We start from the raw sequence: 16,661 nt of genomic DNA, 5'->3' as shown, positions 1-16,661 counted from the left end.
GACACAAAGGTTAAATTAAATATGTTCCTAATAATCCTCAACTAAGATCAAAGTTAAGCTTTATTTTTTTACTTTTTGCTATTGACATGCAGGCTAATATTTTCCCCTGTGCTTCTTCTTTCTCTGTAAGGTATTCATTTTCCAGAAGCTCTACTTCTCCTTCCTCCAGATAACACTCACAGCTTCCGCATATCCCGGATTTACAGGAATAAGGAACCGGAAAATCCTGAACCAGCAGCTGCTGCAGGATCTTTTCACGATTATCCGGAAGCTCCACCTGATATTCTTTCCCTAATGCTTTGAATTCCACTTCAACATTTCTGATCAGCGGAAACTCATTTTCTATCGGGTAAATATCATCGTTAAACTCTTCAAACAGTTCAAAATGTATATTTTTTTTGGGAATGCCGTGATGATAGCAGGCATTAGCCAGTGTTTTGATCATTTCTCCCTTTCCGCAGATCAGTACTTCATCTACCGCATCCCAGATCGTAGATTCTTCATCCGTATCATCCAGATGAAGGATCTGATTGATGATCAGGCTTAATTTTTTCCCGTCCAGCCTTCCATAAAAAAACTGATCTGCCGTTTTTTCCTGTGAGAAAAAGTAGAAGATCTGAAGTCTGTCTCCGCACGTTCTGGCCAGGTTATCCAGCTGATCCCTGTATACCACTTCATCTGAACTTTTATTTCCAAAGAACAGGAACAGCCTGGTGCGTGGCTCATTGTGCAGAATATTTTTAAAATGACTGAGAATCGGAGTGATTCCTATGCCGGCAGCAAAAGCAACGATCGTTCTGAACTCACTGGGCTTTGAAACCAGTGTAAATCTTCCGGAAGGTTCACTTACCAGCATTTCATCTCCTTCACGGTAATGTTGAAACAGCTGTGAAGCTTCTCCTTCAGGGGAATTTATCTTTATTCCGAGACATATTCTTTTCTCATAAGGTGCTGAAGTCATTGAATAGTCATTGATGACTTCCTTTCCATGAGCCATAAACTGTATGCTTACAAACTGGCCGGCTTCAAATCTGAAATTCTCCTCAAGTTCTCCAGGAATTTCAAACTCCAGGGAGAAAGTATTTTTGGTCAGTTCTTCCTTTTTCGTTACTTTTAACCGGTGAAACCGGATCAGTTTCCCTTTATAGATTTGTTGTTTCATACTTCAATCCAAAAATAGACAAAAAATAATTTATGAAGAAGATAATTTTATCCACGCTTATTCTTTCCGCGCTTTACAGCTGCAAAAAAGAAGGTGGCAAAACAGATGCCACTACGCCCACGGATTCTCTTTCTACTGTGGAAAAGACCTCTGCCGAAACCGGTGCTTATACACCAAAAGAGTTTACAGCTGAAAATGTAGGAAAATATTTAGCTCAAAATAATGATACACTTTACGTAACGAACTTTTTCGCAACCTGGTGTGGCCCGTGTATGAGAGAAATTCCTCATTTTAAAAATAAAATGCAGGAGCTGAAAAACAAACCTGTTAAATTTACCTTCATCAGTCTGGATGATAAAACGGAATGGGACACTGCCGTAAAAAACTTTGCCCAGCAAAATGATCTGGCCAGACATATTATTCTTCTGGATGGCCAGCAGCTGGATCCTACTTTTTTTACCAATAATTTCAAACAGTGGGACGGAGGTTCAATTCCTTTTACCTATATGAGAAAAGGAGATAAGATTGACGAATATCCGGGAATGATGACGGAAGAAGTACTGAACTCAAAAATCGATGCCCTGCTAAAATAATATATACAGAATTCTTTCTGAATAATGTCAAATAAATTCAAGATCCTGTGTCTGGTTTTAACAGCCGCCATCATTTTGGCCGTGGTAATTAATCTGAACACAGGATTTTTAAACTTAAATCTTCAGGATTTTTTCATAGATTCTGCCAACAGCCAGATTGCAGAGATCAGGGTCAACCGCATTCTGGTCATGCTTCTTGCCGGGATTTCTATTCCCACCTCAGGATTTCTGATGCAGGAGTATTTTCAGAATCCATTGGCAGGACCCGATATTCTGGGAATTACCTCGGTGGCCAGCCTGTCCGTTGCCTTTTATATTTTCTTTTCTCATGATATTCTGATTCCCGAATTTCTGCAGAACAGTTTTCTCAGCTTATCTGCGATTGCCGGAAGTCTGGTACTGATGCTGGTTCTGCTCTCTATGTCGAACAGATTTCAGGATAAATCTTATCTTATTATTTTCGGGTTCCTTGTTTCTGCTTTTGCAGGAGCCATTGTTTCCCTTCTTCAGTTCTATGCGGAAAATCAGAGTCTGAAAAATTATATCTTATGGTCATTCGGAGCCAACAATCTGGTTTCCAGAAACCAGATCTACGTACTTTCCATTCTGGTTTTCACTGGATTATTTTTCTGTTTTAAAACGATAAAACCATTGATAGGAAATTCTCTGGGAACATCCTATGCTCAAAGCTTAGGGGTGAATCTCAGTCAGCTTAAAATCCTGATCATTGCAGCTTCTTCCCTGTTATCGGCATCCATTACCGCATTTTTAGGTCCTATCTTATTTATAGGAATTATTGTACCTCATTTCTGCAGGCTGATCTATAATCCTTCAAAATTATGGCAGCAGTGGATCCTGAATATGTTTCTGGGAATGCTGATCATGCTTGTTTTTTCTGTCATTTCAGAGAAAACCCATATTCCGCTGAATGTAATCAGTTCTGTGTTTGGGATACCTGTTATTCTGATGATGCTTCTGAAGCAGAATAGAGTTTAATCAGGTTGGGAAAAACGCTAAGGCGCTGTTTTTTTTTAATATTATACCGTTTTTAAGGCGCAAGGATTTTATCTCCGATAAAATTTTATAATAACATTGTTTAAACTTTTTGCGATATTAAAAAGTATATAATAAGTCTGTTTAAACACCTTTAATATCTAATTTCTTATCGTGCAATAAAGTTTAAAGATGTTTAGCTATTATTCACAATAACTTTTGTAATCATAAGTATTCTGTACTAAAAAATTTTATTGCCTAGAAAAAGACTATTATCAGCTTATTAATATACACAAAATTATTGTAATTTAGAATGTTGCTAGGCTGGAAAAATCATATTATAACAAATTAATAAATAACACTTGCTGAAAATCTTTGATTTTCTTGCGCCTTAAAAACAGCATAATATTTAAAATCTTGCACCCTTGCGCAATCCAACAAAAAACAAAACAAAAACACAATGACAGAAAATGAATTATCAAAAATTGTTTTTGATACAGGACTAAAAATTCACAAAAAGCTTGGAGCAGGTCTATTTGAACACGTCTATGAAGAATGTCTGTTTTATGAACTGAACAAAACAGGATTAATCGTAGAAAAACAAAAAATTCTGCCTATTATTTATGAAGATTTGAAAATTGAAAATGCATTCAGGCTTGACATAATCATAGAAAACAAACTGATACTGGAAATAAAAACAGTTGATTACATTACTAATATCCACAAAGCCCAACTTTTAACTTACCTAAAGATGACCGGCTGTAAACTGGGATTATTACTTAATTTTCAATCCGATCTTTTTAAAACCGGAGTAACAAGAGTCGTTAATTATTTATAGGGTGTGTCTAATAAAATTAGGGTTCATAAAATTCTTTGCAGCATAAAAACAGTATTTTTGCAATAAAATAGACATTTTGTATTAACAAAGCCAATATGCACTTACAGATCAGAAAAGCCAACATTGGATACCAAAAAACTTTAATTTCAAATGCAGATGCCGAGTTGAAGCTGGGTGAGGTGTGTCTTCTGATCGGAAATAACGGGGCTGGAAAAACAACACTGATTAAATCTATTCTTCACCAACAGTCTCTTTTAGGTGGAGAAATCCTGATTGACCATAAAAATGTAAGAAACCTTTCGGTAAAAGAAATCGCGGAAAATATTGCAGTGGTTTTTTCAAAATCGAATATTCCTCAGCATTATACCGTTGAAGATCTCATCTCGTTGGGCAAATACATCTACTACCCTTTTTATTTCGAACTGAAAAAAGAAGACCGTGAAGAAGTTAGCCATATCATAGAGGAGCTTAACCTTGTTCAGTATAAGCATACCCCTCTTAAAAATCTTTCAGACGGAAATCTTCAGAAAGCATTCATCGGCCGGGCTATTACGCAGAATTCCCCGGTGATTATCCTCGACGAACCCACTACCCATCTGGATGAAAAAAATAAAATAATTATTTTAAAAACTCTCCGTAAACTGGCTAAAGAGCAGAACAAAATCATCCTGTTCTCTTCCCACGACTGGCGGCTGGCCAAAGAATTTGCCGATAAAATATGGTACGTAAAGGATCAGCAGCTTTTTTCAGGAATTGTAGAAGACCTCCTTCTGCAGCATGATGAGCTTACCAATGTATCTTTATTTCAGGTCAGTGACCGGTTTGTTCCTCCTTCCATATCTGCACCGCAGGTTTATAAAGAAATGCTGTACTCTTTACTTCAGAAAAACTTTGAAAAAGATCTTTCTCCCCTTCATTTTGATTTTCAGAACCCCATTTGGGAGGTTCACAACAACAACTCCACACATCAATGCGAATCTTTTGAAGAAATTATAAATTTCATTAAAAACATTCATTAATAGCTGGTTTTCTTTAATTAATTCACATACTATGCATGCATAGTATTATGCTTGTCATACAATTTAACCATCTTATTATCAGATTATTAACAAAATTTAACGTTAATAAATACTATGCATGCATAATATTCACTAAATTTGGGTAACACCATTAGTACGAAAGATGGATAATAACAAGGAAAAAATAGAAAACGTAGATCTCATTTTGAAACAGACCTGGTTAGCTGTTTCTAAAATGTACACAGAACTTGCACAGGAGCATGATTCTACGGCCGTACAGGCCCTGACTCTTCTTAAAATTGATCCGAAAGAAGGAACAAGAAGCACCAACCTTGGCCCCAAGATGGCCATTGAGCCTACTTCCCTCACCCGGATCATTAAACTCCTGGAGGATAACGGCTATATCTATAAGGAAAAGACGACAACTGATAAAAGGGAGGTCATCATCAAACTTACGGATAAGGGGCTGAACTCAAGAAACATGTCTAAAGAGGTAGTAGTGAACTTTAATAAGAAAGTGATGGAGAAAATTGCTCCTGAAAAGCTGGAAACCTTTAAGGAAGTCATGTCTGAAGTGATGAAAATTGCCAATGAATTATTAAACAACAGAAAATAAGTGATCATAAAACCGTAAGGTTATTTATGGCTTTTAGAAATAATAAAAATTTACATATGAAAAGAAGAATCAAACATGTAACGGTTCTTGGTTCAGGAATTATGGGGAGTGGTATTGCAGCACACTTTGCCAATATCGGCGTGGAAGTGTCACTTTTGGATATCGTTCCTTTTGAACTGACTGAAGCTGAGCAGAAGAAAGGTTTGACCAAAGATGACAAAGCGGTAAGAAACAGAATTGCCTCTGAAAACTTTGAAAAACTGAAAAAAGCAAGTCCGGCACTCCTCTATTCGCCTAAATTTGCAGACAGAATAAAGGTAGGAAACTTTGACGACGATCTTCAGAAAATCAAAAACACAGACTGGATTATTGAAGTAGTTGTAGAAAGATTGGACATTAAAAAGTCTGTTTATGAAAAAATAGAACAATTCAGAAAACCGGGAACATTAATTTCTTCTAATACATCCGGAATTCCAATTCATCTGCTAACGGAAGGAAGAAGCGATGATTTCAAAAAATATTTTGCAGGAACCCACTTCTTTAATCCTGTAAGATACCTTCCTCTACTGGAAATTATCCCAACTCAGGATACCGATCCTGAAATTGTGGATTTCTATATGAATTACGGAGCCAAGTTCTTAGGTAAGACAACCGTTTTAGCCAAAGATACTCCGGCATTCATCGCCAACAGAATCGGGGTTTTCTCTATGATGGATCTTCTTCATAATGTACAGAAGCTGGGGCTTACCGTTTCTGAGGTAGATAAATTAACAGGTCCGGTAATCGGCCGCCCAAAATCCGCAACATTCAGAACAGCTGATGTAGTAGGTCTTGACACTCTTGTCATGGTGGCCAACGGTGTTCGCCAGAGCGGTGCTGAAGCCAACGATTTCAACGATGTTTTTGCCCTTCCCGATTATATCCAGAAAATGATGGATAACAAATGGCTGGGCTCTAAAACAGAACAGGGATTCTATAAAAAAGTAAAGAATGCGGAAGGCAAATCTGAAATTCACGGATTAAACCTTGACACTCTTGAATATGAACTTCAGGGCAAATCTTCATTCCCTACCCTGGAACTTACAAAAAATATTGATAAACCGATTGACAGATTCAAAGTCCTGATCGGAGGAAAAGATAAAGCAGGAGAACTGTACAGAAAATCTTTAGGTGCTCTTTTCGCTTATGTTTCGCATAAAGTTCCTGAAATCTCTGATGAAGTCTATAAAATTGACGATGCCATGAGAGCCGGTTTCGGCTGGGAAAACGGACCTTTCGAGATCTGGGATGCCGTAGGTGTTCAAAAAGGTATTGAACTGGCTAAAGATGCAGGGTATGAAGTTTCAGACTGGGTAAAAAATGTGGAAACTTTTTATAAAGTAAATGACGAAGGACAAAGCATTTATGTTGATAAAAACTCTGGAGAATATAACAAAATTCCTGGACAGGATGCTTTCATTATCCTTGACAATATCAGAAAAAACAAAACCCTTTGGAGCAACTCAGGAGCTGCTATCGAAGATCTGGGTGACGGAATCATCAACTTTGAGATCCGTTCTAAAATGAATTCCTTAGGTGGTGAAGTACTTGACGGACTTAACCGCGCCATCGATTTAGCCGAAAAAGAATACGACGGATTGGTGATCGGAAACCAGGGAGCGAACTTCTCCGTAGGAGCCAATCTTGCCATGATCCTGATGATGGCCATCGAACAGGACTGGGATGATCTGAATATGGCCATCGCCTACTTCCAGAAATCAATGATGAGAGTACGATATTCATCTATCCCGGTAGTTGTTGCCCCTCACGGAATGACTTTAGGAGGCGGATGTGAAATGACCATGCATGCAGACCGAGTGGTTGCAGCAGCAGAAACATACATCGGGCTTGTAGAAACAGGTGTTGGTGTAATTCCTGGCGGTGGAGGTACCAAAGAACTTACTTTAAGAACTTCAAGAGAATTCCACAACGATGACGTTAAAAATAACAGACTCCGTGATGCCTTCATGAATATCGCTATGGGTAAAGTAGCTACATCAGCCTATGAAGCTTACGATATGGGAATCCTTGAGAAAGGTAAAGACATTGTTTCCGTAAGCAAAAACAGACAGATCGCCGAAGCTAAAAAAGTAGCCAAACTATTGGCAGAACAGGGATATACTCAACCGATCGAACAAAAAGTAAAAGTTCTTGGTAAAGATGCATTGGGAATGTTCTACGTAGGAACCGACCAGATGCTTACCGGAAACTATATCTCCGCACACGACAAGAAAATTGCCGATAAACTGGCCAACGTAATGGTGGGAGGAAATCTTTCCGAACCAACTGTCGTAACGGAACAGTACTTACTGAACCTTGAAAGAGAAACATTCCTTCAACTTTGCGGCGAAAGAAAAACTCTTGAAAGAATTCAGTATATGTTACAAAATGGTAAACCGTTGAGAAATTAATGAGGAGCTCCGTAGGAGCGAACTGTTAATAGCTATGAATAATCTACAATTTTGAAGAGCCTCGTAGAGGCGACCTGTTAGTTTTATGGCCAATACCTATACACAGATTTATATTCAAATTGTTTTCGCAGTAAAAGGAAAACAAAATCTGATTTCAAAAGAGAACAGAGAAGAATTACATAAATACATCACAGGTATCGTTAGCAACAGAAATCAAAAATTATTCGCAGTTTTTGCAATGCCAGACCATGTTCATATTCTTGTAAGCATGAATCCGACATTATCAGTTTCAGATTTAGTAAGAGATATTAAAGCAGGTTCTTCAAAATTCATAAATGAAAGTGGATGGATCAATGGAAAATTCAATTGGCAGGAAGGGTACGGAGCTTTTTCTTATTCTAAAAGCAGCGCTGATTCTGTTGTAAAATATATTTTAAATCAGGAAGAACATCATAAAAACAAAACTTTTAGAGAAGAATATCTGGATTTCATGTCAAAATTTGAAATTGAATATGATCCGAAATACTTATTTGAATGGGTTGAAGACTAACAGGTCGCTCCTACGGAGCTCCCTGAATTGCAAAACAATACAAACTATAAACAGTTTACCTCACGAGGCAAAATCTCTCAAAAACAAATTAATTAAACAAAAAATATGAAAACAGCATATATAGTAAAGGGGTTCAGAACGGCCGTTGGAAAAGCTCCAAAGGGAAGTTTAAGATTTACAAGACCCGATGTAATGGCGGCAACCGTTATTGAAAAATTAATGGCGGAGCTTCCGCAATTAGATAAAAACAGAATTGACGACCTTATTGTAGGAAATGCGATGCCGGAAGCTGAGCAGGGACTTAACGTTGCCCGTCTGATTTCCTTAATGGGACTGAATACAGATAAAGTTCCGGGAGTTACTGTAAACAGATACTGTGCATCGGGAAGCGAGGCTATTGCTATTGCTTCGGCAAAAATCCAGGCTGGAATGGCAGACTGCATTATTGCAGGAGGAACAGAGTCTATGTCTTATATTCCGATGGGTGGTTATAAGCCGGTTCCAGAAACGGATATTGCAAAAACCAACCCGGACTATTACTGGGGAATGGGTTATACTGCGGAAGAAGTAGCCAAACAATATAATATATCAAGAGAAGAACAGGATCAGTTTGCTTTTGAATCTCATATGAAGGCTTTGAAAGCCAATCAGGAAGGAAAATTTACCAACCAGATCGTTCCCGTTCCTGTAGAATACAATTTCCTGGACGAGAATCAGAAAATGCAGACTAAAAAGTTCGATTTCTCTGTGGATGAAGGACCAAGAGCTGATACTTCACTGGCAGGTTTAGCCAAATTAAGACCTGTATTTGCCAACGGAGGAAGCGTTACAGCCGGAAACTCTTCACAAATGAGCGACGGAGCGGCTTTCGTAATGGTAATGAGTGAAGAAATGGTAAAAGAATTGGGATTACAGCCGGAAGCCAGATTAGTGGCTTACGCTGCTGCAGGTCTTGAGCCAAGAATTATGGGAATGGGACCTATCTATGCTATTCCAAAAGCGTTGAAACAGGCAGGTCTGGAATTAAAAGATATCGAACTGATTGAGCTTAACGAAGCTTTTGCCTCTCAATCGGTAGCCATAAAAAAAGAACTGGGATTAAACCCGGATATCCTGAACGTCAACGGAGGAGCCATCGCTTTAGGCCACCCGCTTGGATGTACCGGAACCAAACTTACCGTTCAGCTTCTTGATGAAATGAGAAGACGAGGCAACAAATACGGAATGGTATCCATGTGTGTGGGAACGGGCCAGGGAGCGGCTTCTATTTTTGAACTACTTTAATTAATTATAGATTTTAAATTATAAATTTTAGATGAGTTTCAAAGAAGATAATTTGATTCAAATAAAAACATTTGATTTTGCTTTAGGAATAATAAAATTTTACACTGAATGCAAATCTCAAAATGAGTTTATTTTATCGAAACAAATTCTTCGATCCGGAACTTCTATCGGAGCAAACGTAGAAGAAGCTATTGCGGCACAGTCTAAAAAAGATTTTATATCAAAACTTTCTATTGCCAATAAAGAAGCCAGAGAAACAAGATACTGGCTGAGGCTTTATCATTCTTCAAATCTTGTTCAAATTGATATCGATCCTTATTTAAAAGAAATAGAAATGATTATTAATATTTTGACTAAAATCATTAAAACATCATCTGAAAATTTATAACGACAAAATCTAATTTAAAATTTATAATCTAAAATTTAAAATAATAGCAAATGAGCAATATACTTAAGGGTGGAGAATTCCTAATCAAAGAAATTCCTGCAAATGAAATCTTCAGCATTGAAGAACTTAATGAAGAACAAAAAATGCTTCGTGATTCTGCGAAAGAATTTATCGACAGAGAAGTTGTTCCTCAGAAAGAACGTTTTGAGAAAAAAGATTATGCATTCACAGAAGAAACGATGCGTAAACTGGGAGAAATGGGACTGTTGGGAATTGCTGTTCCTGAAGAATACGGAGGCCTGGGAATGGGGTTTGTAACCACAATGCTTGCCTGCGATTATATTTCAGGAGTTACGGGTTCATTGGCCACAGCCTACGGAGCACACACCGGAATCGGAACCCTTCCGATCGTTCTTTACGGAACCGAAGAGCAGAAAAACAAATACCTTCCGGACCTGGCAACAGGAGCAAAATTCGGAGCTTACTGCTTAACTGAACCGGATGCAGGTTCTGATGCGAACTCTGGAAAAACAAGAGCTAAACTTTCTGAGGATGGAAAACATTATATCATCAACGGACAGAAAATGTGGATCTCCAATGCAGGTTTCGCTGATACATTCACTCTGTTCGCTAAGATTGATGATGACAAAAACATCACTGGTTTCGTTATCAACAGATCTGAACTTGAAAATCCTGAAAGTCTTACCTTCGGAGAAGAAGAACATAAACTAGGTATCCGTGCCTCTTCTACCCGTCAGGTTTTCTTCAACGATATGAAAATTCCTGTTGAAAACTTACTGGGAGAAAGGAACAACGGGTTCAAAATTGCTTTAAACGCACTGAATGTTGGCCGTATCAAGCTGGCGGCGGCATGTCTTGATGCACAGAGAAGAATTTTAAACCACTCTATCCAGTATTCTAACGAAAGAAAGCAGTTTGGCGTTTCTATTTCCACTTTCGGAGCTATCAGAAAGAAACTTGCTGAAATGGCAACCGGAGTTTTCGTAAGTGAAGCAGGGTCTTACAGAGCAGCAAAAAATATCCAGGATAAAATTGATGAGCTGGTAGCAGGAGGAATGGATCATCAGGCAGCAGAGCTTAAAGGTGTTGAAGAATTCGCAGTGGAATGTTCCATTCTTAAAGTTTTCGTTTCAGATCTTGCCCAGCATACGGCAGACGAAGGAATCCAGGTGTACGGAGGAATGGGATTCTCTGAAGATACCCCGATGGAAGCGGCATGGAGAGATTCAAGAATTTCCAGAATCTATGAAGGAACCAACGAAATCAACAGATTACTGGCTGTTGGAATGCTGATTAAGAGAGCGATGAAAGGAGAACTGGATCTGTTATCACCGGCAATGGCTATCAGCAAAGAATTAATGGGAATCCCTTCATTTGAAGTTCCTGATTATTCTGAATTTATGAGCGAGGAAAAATCGATTATTGCCAACCTTAAAAAAGTATTCCTTATGGTTTCCGGAGCAGCCCTTCAGAAATATATGATGGATATTGAAAAACAGCAGCACCTATTGCTGAATGCGTCTGAGATCCTTAACCAGATCTATATGGCAGAATCTGCCGTATTAAGAGCTGAAAAGCATTTTGCCCCTGATTCAGTAGAAGCAGCAATGGCCCAGCTTAACCTTTACAAAGCTGTTGAGAAGACCATCGTTGCAGCTAAAGAAGGAATTGTTTCTTTTGCAGAAGGAGATGAACAGAGAATGATGCTTTCGGGATTAAGAAGATTCACGAAATACACCAACCATCCAAATGTGGTGGCACTTACTGAAAAAGTGGCTGCTCATTATATTGAAAAAGGAGCTTATTAGTCTTTTATACATAAATTTGATTAAAGCGTCTCATCTTTTGAGGCGCTTTTTTTTACCCCGTATAATAGAAAAACCTGTATCTTGTTATACCATTGAAAGAAACATGAAAATAATAACATCTGCAATACTGATATTAGCGCTTTCTGCCTGCAGCAAGGAATCCGGTAAAAATAATACTGACCCAATTTCCCGGACAGCATCCTGTACCTGTAATGAAGATATAAAAGCAGATACTGCCGTTTTTGCCACAAATGTCCGTTTAAAAAAAGAAGCTGAAAATTACGTACTGATCTTTCGTTGTGCCTCTGTCCTGACAGGAACAGCCTCAGTAAGTGATGTCAATGGAAACAATGAACATTGTGAAGCGATATACGAGGTCGGCTGTATTTCATCAAATAATACCCGGCTGCAGCTATCCGAAGATTTTACATATTTCACAGATCAGATTCAGCCTCAGCCTCAGTTCTTTGAAGAAGTAAAAGCTGATGAAAATTATTATTTTGAATTTACACTGGGCCAGGATAAAAAAATTAAATCCATTGCAAAACTGAATATAAGATAATCCTATTCATCAGTTTCATTCTGCATATATCTGATGAGGAATGTAATATTTCCGGCTCATGAATTGTCTTATAATATCAGGAACTTCTGAATAACAGAAGACTCCGGTATTTTTCTTTATCTTTAATTTAAAATTACAACACATGAAAGCTTTATTATTTCCTTTATTTATAATTTCAGCTGCAGTTTCCGCCCAAAAAAACGATCACCTGCCAATGATACCGAAAACAGATACTCTCAGGATTTTAAAACCGGGAAAGCCCGAAATCATTCCTGTTGAAAAACTCAATACTTCCACCAGAAAAGACTATAAAGAACTGTATAAAATCCTTACCGTAAAACCGGACACTACACTTTATATGGCATTAAAAGAGCCTAAAAAAGATCTTTCAAAATACAAAATCCCCAATCCTGTCACTCCTGAAATACCTAAAACCGAAATAAAAAAGACAGAACCCTCCAAATAGCAAAAAAACAAATTAAAAAAACTAATACTATGGGAAAATTTATAATTTCAAAGATAGCCAATAATGATTTTCAGTTCAGTTTAAAAGCCGGAAACGGACAGGTTATTTTAACCGGTCAGGGGTACACCTCCAGAGTCTCCTGTGAAAACGGAATAGAATCTGTAAAGACCAATTCCCAGGATGACACAAAATTTGAAAGAAATACAGCAAAAGACGGCCGGTTTTATTTTAATCTTAAAGCCGCAAACGGGCAGATCATCGGAACCAGCCAGATGTATGAGTCCGGAAACGGACTGGAAAACGGCATCGGATCCGTAAAAAACAATGCTCCGGCTGCTTTTGTGGAAGATGAAAGCAGCCAATCATAAGATATAAAATAATCTTTATAAAAATGCCTTGTTTTTTTAAGGCATTTTTTATTTTTGTACTCTATTTTTACATAGAATGACAAAAGAAGAACTGCTGCACAGAGCAATCAAAATAGCTGATAAAGCACATAAAGGACAGACTGACAAATACCACGCCCCTTACATTGCCCACGTCATGCGGGTAATGGAATACGGAAAAACCATGGATGAAAAAATCGTTGGAGTACTCCACGATGTAGTGGAAGATCATCCCGCAGAATTCAGCTTCGATTATTTAAGAAGTGAAGGCTTTCCGGAATACATTATTTTTGCGGTAAGCTGCCTGACTAAATTCGATCCGGAAGAAGACTACGACGAGTTCATCAAAAGAACCGAAAGATCTCCTCTTGCCGTAGCAGTAAAGCTGAATGATCTCCGTGATAATATGGACCTCAGAAGGGTAAACAGAGAACTTACTCCCAAAGACATCAAAAGATTCAACAAATACCTGAAAGCCTATCGCTATCTGATCGAGAAATATTAATCCGCTCCCGGGAAATCGTATGTTTTTGTAGGATGGTCTGTACCGTCAATGTTAATATTTAAAGCAAGATAAATAAAATGAAGATTTTTATTTCCTTTTGCTTCAAATTCACGTTGCCACAGGTAACCTGTCAGAATTCCGAAATAATCGTCGATCTGGTACCCGAATCCTCCATACACCCTGTTTCTGGCAAAGGTTGGCTTCATTGGACTTACCAGGAATATTTCGTCATAAGCATTGGCAAAAACAGTTCCTTTTTTGATGCTTTTTGAATTCAGGGGAACACTTACATTCAGGCGGTATCTGTAACGCATTCTTTGAGATGCTTTATCAGTAGCAGGTTCATAAAACCAGCTTTTCTCTGCTCGGAAACGGTTTTCGAACTTCACAACACCTTTTTTGAAGTCGATTACATCCTGAAGCCATACCCTGAACTCTTCCCTGCTTAATGTATGATCTTTGTAGTTCACGTATCTTCCAAGCCCCACAAATGGCTTATGATTCTTGGTAAGGTTATACCCTATTCCTCCTTTGATTTCGTAATAATCAGGATACGTATAATCTTCATTTCCCCTGAGCTGGCCTTCCGCATAGAGGAAAAATTTGGGATGAAACTTATACGTTAGAGTCACTGCATTGAAGCTGGAAATATGTTCCTGTGCTTTGAAAAAGGCCAAACTGAAAAGTAAACTCAGGCTTAAAAAAAGTTTCATAAAAATTTTTTGCAAAAATAATAGATTTAACAATTTATTAATATTAACTTTCATTAATATCATATTAATATTTACTTAATATCAATTGTATAGGAAAAGCCTATATGAAACCATCTTCGGGGCATTTCCACTCCAAAAGCTTCGGTATATTTTGTATTGGTCAGGTTGTTGATCAGAACATACACGGAAAAATCTTTTTTGGCAAAACTCAGCTTTTCATCTACAAGATTATAAGTCCCCAATCCAAGACGTTCGTTATATCTGTATACCACTTCGTTGGTGAAACTTTTCAGGAATTTCGTTTCCAGTTTTGCGATAAACTGATGCTTCAGATTATCGAGAATATATCTTGAAACAAATTCATTGGACTCTTCAATTTTGCTGTCTATGTAAGTGTAGCCTACCGTATATTTCAGCCAGTCGAATACTCTGTGGCTCACCTCTGCCTCAACCCCTTTTGTATCAATTTTTCCTACATTCTGAGCATACCATACCGGATCTTTCAGTGTTTTTTTAACCCAGTCTATGGAATTGTCAGAATTCCTCATAAATCCACTCACTTTGGCCAGAATCCTGTTATTCTGGAACTGGTAACCGACTTCTGAAGAAACGGCATTTTCAGGAAGCAGATCAGGATTTCCCTGCTCCGTCTTACTTACATAATACAGGTCGGTAAATGTAGGAACCCGGTGTACTTTGGCAATATTTCCGTAAACCTTGTGGTTAGGATTGAAATTATACCCTACGTCCAGCCCCGGATAAAAGAAGTTTCCTTCTTTAGAATAATTCGCCCACGAGATCCCCGGGCTGATGTTCAGTTTTTTATCCAGGAATGAAAAATGATGTTCAAAGAATACCTGGGATACGAAACGGTTTCTTTCCCCAAGATTATTACTGGCCAGAAGCTCTTTTCTCAACTCTACCCCGATACCGGTTGTCCCCAGCCCCCATTGGTAACTGCTGTTTACCTCTCCGCCTACATTATTTCCGATATGCATATTCCGGTAGCCATCCGGCTTGTTCCTGTCATAGAGGTACATATCCTGCCCCCTTCTCCAATATACATTTGAACTGAGCTTTAAATTCCCGAACTTCTGCTGATGGGCAAGGCTTACAACAGATGCCTGGGTTTCCTCATACTGTTCCGTTGCCGCTTTGGAAGCGTAGAACCCGTTAGCCCCGAATTTCTTTTCAGAAAAACCGGCCTGCAGTTTAAGATCTCCGTTTTTAATCCCCAGTCTGCTCTGATAAAAAACATTTCTGATCTCGTAATCGGTATTGTACATATAGCCCTGCGAGGTTGCCGAATTGGCCTGAAGTGAGTTGGAAAACTTTTCATTTCCCATCTGCGCATTGAATCCGAAACCGTAAGTTTCATAATCACCACCCTCCGCACTTATTTTCACCCGTTTTCCGGGATGGATTTTTGTAATAATATTGATCACTCCGGCATAAGCGTTCTGGCCAAACCTTCTGGCAGCCGGCCCTTTGATAATCTCGATTTTTTCTACATCTTCCAGATCCACTGGAATATTCATGGAATTATGCCCCGTCTGCGAATCATTCATCCTGATCCCGTTCAGAAGCAAAAGAACCTGTTCAAAAGAGCTTCCCCTGAAACCGATATCACTCTGTACCCCATTGGCTCCTCTTCTTCTGACATCCATCCCCGGAACCTGCTGAAGAATCTCATCAATACTTTTTGCCGGAGAACTGATAATATCTTCCCGGGTAATTACTGTGATATTCTGGTTGGCACTTTTATAGGGAGTGGAAATGAATTTTCCCTGAAATTCAATATTTTCAATATCCGTGGTTTTTTCCTGTGCACCCGCCCAAAACACCGATCCCAGTAAAAATAGGCTTCCAATCTTTTTGATCATAACTCTGTCCGTTTTTATCCTTAAAGTCAGTTTCTTTAATAACGGCATCAAAAGTAAGGGAGATCACCAAGACAGCCAAATGATACTTGTCATAAAAACCGCTGCCTAAACCTATGCCTTCAACGGCTTTTAATTCTTAAAAAGAATTGATTATCTTAAAAACCTGCTGAGAATCTTTGATTTTTCTACGCCTTAAAAACAACAGAATACTTTAAATTCTTTGCACCTCTTGCGTTTTCCCAACAAAATACATTAAAAAAATCTGCATTATCTGCTATATCTGCGAGACAAAAAATTCCACACAGATCTGTGCAATCCGAGGCATCTGGGGGAAATTAAATTTGTATAAATAGGATAATATATTTTTTGTAACGCAAAGTCTGACTTCTTTGCATATATTTTAGGGTGTAAAGTGTAGAATCAA

17 protein-coding genes are annotated in these 16,661 nt (G+C 38.3%); 14 read left to right on the top strand and 3 right to left on the bottom strand.

Features of this window, described 5'->3' with window-relative positions; genetic code table 11:
• Positions 1-37: 37 nt before the first annotated feature.
• Positions 38-1,162 carry a 2Fe-2S iron-sulfur cluster-binding protein gene (locus AC106S_RS20605; protein WP_482441586.1) on the bottom strand — a complete coding sequence of 375 codons (1,125 nt, stop codon included), beginning with the start codon at positions 1,160-1,162 and terminating at the stop codon, positions 38-40.
• A gap of 32 nt (positions 1,163-1,194) precedes the next feature.
• On the opposite strand from AC106S_RS20605, the gene AC106S_RS20600 reads away from it, so the two are divergent.
• The 14 genes from AC106S_RS20600 (at position 1,195) to AC106S_RS20535 (ending at position 13,641) form a co-directional block, all read left to right on the top strand.
• Positions 1,195-1,755, top strand: coding sequence for a TlpA family protein disulfide reductase (locus AC106S_RS20600; RefSeq protein ID WP_482441585.1), 561 nt, complete (start codon positions 1,195-1,197; stop codon positions 1,753-1,755).
• Between the two features lie 24 nt (positions 1,756-1,779).
• On the top strand, positions 1,780-2,751 hold the full coding sequence (locus AC106S_RS20595) for an iron chelate uptake ABC transporter family permease subunit (RefSeq protein WP_482441584.1): 972 nt from the start codon (positions 1,780-1,782) through the stop codon (positions 2,749-2,751).
• A gap of 457 nt (positions 2,752-3,208) precedes the next feature.
• The gene (locus AC106S_RS20590; RefSeq protein WP_482441583.1) at positions 3,209-3,586 is read left to right on the top strand and encodes a GxxExxY protein; all 378 of its coding nucleotides are present in this window, start codon (positions 3,209-3,211) and stop codon (positions 3,584-3,586) included.
• A gap of 95 nt (positions 3,587-3,681) precedes the next feature.
• Complete coding sequence (locus tag AC106S_RS20585; RefSeq protein WP_482441582.1) at positions 3,682-4,605, top strand: ABC transporter ATP-binding protein; 924 nt, start codon at positions 3,682-3,684, stop codon at positions 4,603-4,605.
• Positions 4,606-4,768: 163 nt separating this feature from the next.
• Positions 4,769-5,221, top strand: coding sequence for a MarR family winged helix-turn-helix transcriptional regulator (locus AC106S_RS20580; RefSeq protein ID WP_153391988.1), 453 nt, complete (start codon positions 4,769-4,771; stop codon positions 5,219-5,221).
• Between the two features lie 56 nt (positions 5,222-5,277).
• Positions 5,278-7,671: a 3-hydroxyacyl-CoA dehydrogenase/enoyl-CoA hydratase family protein gene (locus tag AC106S_RS20575; protein ID WP_482441581.1), complete on the top strand. Its 2,394-nt coding sequence runs from the start codon at positions 5,278-5,280 to the stop codon at positions 7,669-7,671.
• Positions 7,672-7,756: 85 nt separating this feature from the next.
• The gene (gene tnpA, locus AC106S_RS20570; RefSeq protein ID WP_482441580.1) at positions 7,757-8,221 is read left to right on the top strand and encodes an IS200/IS605 family transposase; all 465 of its coding nucleotides are present in this window, start codon (positions 7,757-7,759) and stop codon (positions 8,219-8,221) included.
• A gap of 105 nt (positions 8,222-8,326) precedes the next feature.
• Positions 8,327-9,505: an acetyl-CoA C-acyltransferase gene (locus tag AC106S_RS20565; RefSeq protein WP_482441578.1), complete on the top strand. Its 1,179-nt coding sequence runs from the start codon at positions 8,327-8,329 to the stop codon at positions 9,503-9,505.
• 31 nt (positions 9,506-9,536) lie between these two features.
• Positions 9,537-9,893 carry a four helix bundle protein gene (locus tag AC106S_RS20560; protein ID WP_482441577.1) on the top strand — a complete coding sequence of 119 codons (357 nt, stop codon included), beginning with the start codon at positions 9,537-9,539 and terminating at the stop codon, positions 9,891-9,893.
• Between the two features lie 50 nt (positions 9,894-9,943).
• Entirely contained in the window at positions 9,944-11,722 is a 1,779-nt protein-coding gene (locus AC106S_RS20555) for an acyl-CoA dehydrogenase family protein (RefSeq protein ID WP_482441576.1), read from the top strand.
• 103 nt (positions 11,723-11,825) lie between these two features.
• On the top strand, positions 11,826-12,284 hold the full coding sequence (locus AC106S_RS20550) for a hypothetical protein (protein ID WP_482441574.1): 459 nt from the start codon (positions 11,826-11,828) through the stop codon (positions 12,282-12,284).
• 214 nt (positions 12,285-12,498) lie between these two features.
• Positions 12,499-12,750, top strand: a complete 252-nt coding sequence (locus AC106S_RS20545) for a hypothetical protein (RefSeq protein WP_482441573.1) — start codon at positions 12,499-12,501, stop codon at positions 12,748-12,750.
• Between the two features lie 29 nt (positions 12,751-12,779).
• Complete coding sequence (locus tag AC106S_RS20540) at positions 12,780-13,118, top strand: YegP family protein (RefSeq protein ID WP_482441572.1); 339 nt, start codon at positions 12,780-12,782, stop codon at positions 13,116-13,118.
• A 76-nt stretch (positions 13,119-13,194) separates the two neighbouring features.
• Positions 13,195-13,641 (top strand): phosphohydrolase, encoded by a 447-nt coding sequence (locus AC106S_RS20535; RefSeq protein ID WP_062699225.1) that lies wholly within the window; start codon positions 13,195-13,197, stop codon positions 13,639-13,641.
• Here AC106S_RS20535 and AC106S_RS20530 read toward each other — a convergent pair.
• Positions 13,638-14,354, bottom strand: a complete 717-nt coding sequence (locus AC106S_RS20530; protein WP_482441571.1) for a DUF2490 domain-containing protein — start codon at positions 14,352-14,354, stop codon at positions 13,638-13,640. The genes AC106S_RS20535 and AC106S_RS20530 overlap by 4 nt on opposite strands.
• Before the next feature lie 71 nt (positions 14,355-14,425).
• The gene (locus AC106S_RS20525; RefSeq protein WP_482441570.1) at positions 14,426-16,237 is read right to left on the bottom strand and encodes a TonB-dependent receptor plug domain-containing protein; all 1,812 of its coding nucleotides are present in this window, start codon (positions 16,235-16,237) and stop codon (positions 14,426-14,428) included.
• Positions 16,238-16,661: the final 424 nt, after the last annotated feature.

This window comes from Chryseobacterium sp. FR054 (assembly GCF_056844565.1).
This window is presented reverse-complemented; position numbering and strand designations above follow the sequence as displayed.

Bases quoted from the DNA above. Each gene is read 5' to 3' on its own strand.
- AC106S_RS20605 (WP_482441586.1), bottom strand. From the start codon at position 1,162: ATGAAACAACAAATCTATAAAGGGAAACTGATCCGGTTTCACCGGTTA.
- AC106S_RS20600 (WP_482441585.1), top strand. From the start codon at position 1,195: ATGAAGAAGATAATTTTATCCACGCTTATTCTTTCCGCGCTTTACAGC.
- AC106S_RS20595 (WP_482441584.1), top strand. From the start codon at position 1,780: ATGTCAAATAAATTCAAGATCCTGTGTCTGGTTTTAACAGCCGCCATC.
- AC106S_RS20590 (WP_482441583.1), top strand. From the start codon at position 3,209: ATGACAGAAAATGAATTATCAAAAATTGTTTTTGATACAGGACTAAAA.
- AC106S_RS20585 (WP_482441582.1), top strand. From the start codon at position 3,682: ATGCACTTACAGATCAGAAAAGCCAACATTGGATACCAAAAAACTTTA.
- AC106S_RS20580 (WP_153391988.1), top strand. From the start codon at position 4,769: ATGGATAATAACAAGGAAAAAATAGAAAACGTAGATCTCATTTTGAAA.
- AC106S_RS20575 (WP_482441581.1), top strand. From the start codon at position 5,278: ATGAAAAGAAGAATCAAACATGTAACGGTTCTTGGTTCAGGAATTATG.
- tnpA (WP_482441580.1), top strand. From the start codon at position 7,757: ATGGCCAATACCTATACACAGATTTATATTCAAATTGTTTTCGCAGTA.
- AC106S_RS20565 (WP_482441578.1), top strand. From the start codon at position 8,327: ATGAAAACAGCATATATAGTAAAGGGGTTCAGAACGGCCGTTGGAAAA.
- AC106S_RS20560 (WP_482441577.1), top strand. From the start codon at position 9,537: ATGAGTTTCAAAGAAGATAATTTGATTCAAATAAAAACATTTGATTTT.
- AC106S_RS20555 (WP_482441576.1), top strand. From the start codon at position 9,944: ATGAGCAATATACTTAAGGGTGGAGAATTCCTAATCAAAGAAATTCCT.
- AC106S_RS20550 (WP_482441574.1), top strand. From the start codon at position 11,826: ATGAAAATAATAACATCTGCAATACTGATATTAGCGCTTTCTGCCTGC.
- AC106S_RS20545 (WP_482441573.1), top strand. From the start codon at position 12,499: ATGATACCGAAAACAGATACTCTCAGGATTTTAAAACCGGGAAAGCCC.
- AC106S_RS20540 (WP_482441572.1), top strand. From the start codon at position 12,780: ATGGGAAAATTTATAATTTCAAAGATAGCCAATAATGATTTTCAGTTC.
- AC106S_RS20535 (WP_062699225.1), top strand. From the start codon at position 13,195: ATGACAAAAGAAGAACTGCTGCACAGAGCAATCAAAATAGCTGATAAA.
- AC106S_RS20530 (WP_482441571.1), bottom strand. From the start codon at position 14,354: ATGAAACTTTTTTTAAGCCTGAGTTTACTTTTCAGTTTGGCCTTTTTC.
- AC106S_RS20525 (WP_482441570.1), bottom strand. From the start codon at position 16,237: ATGATCAAAAAGATTGGAAGCCTATTTTTACTGGGATCGGTGTTTTGG.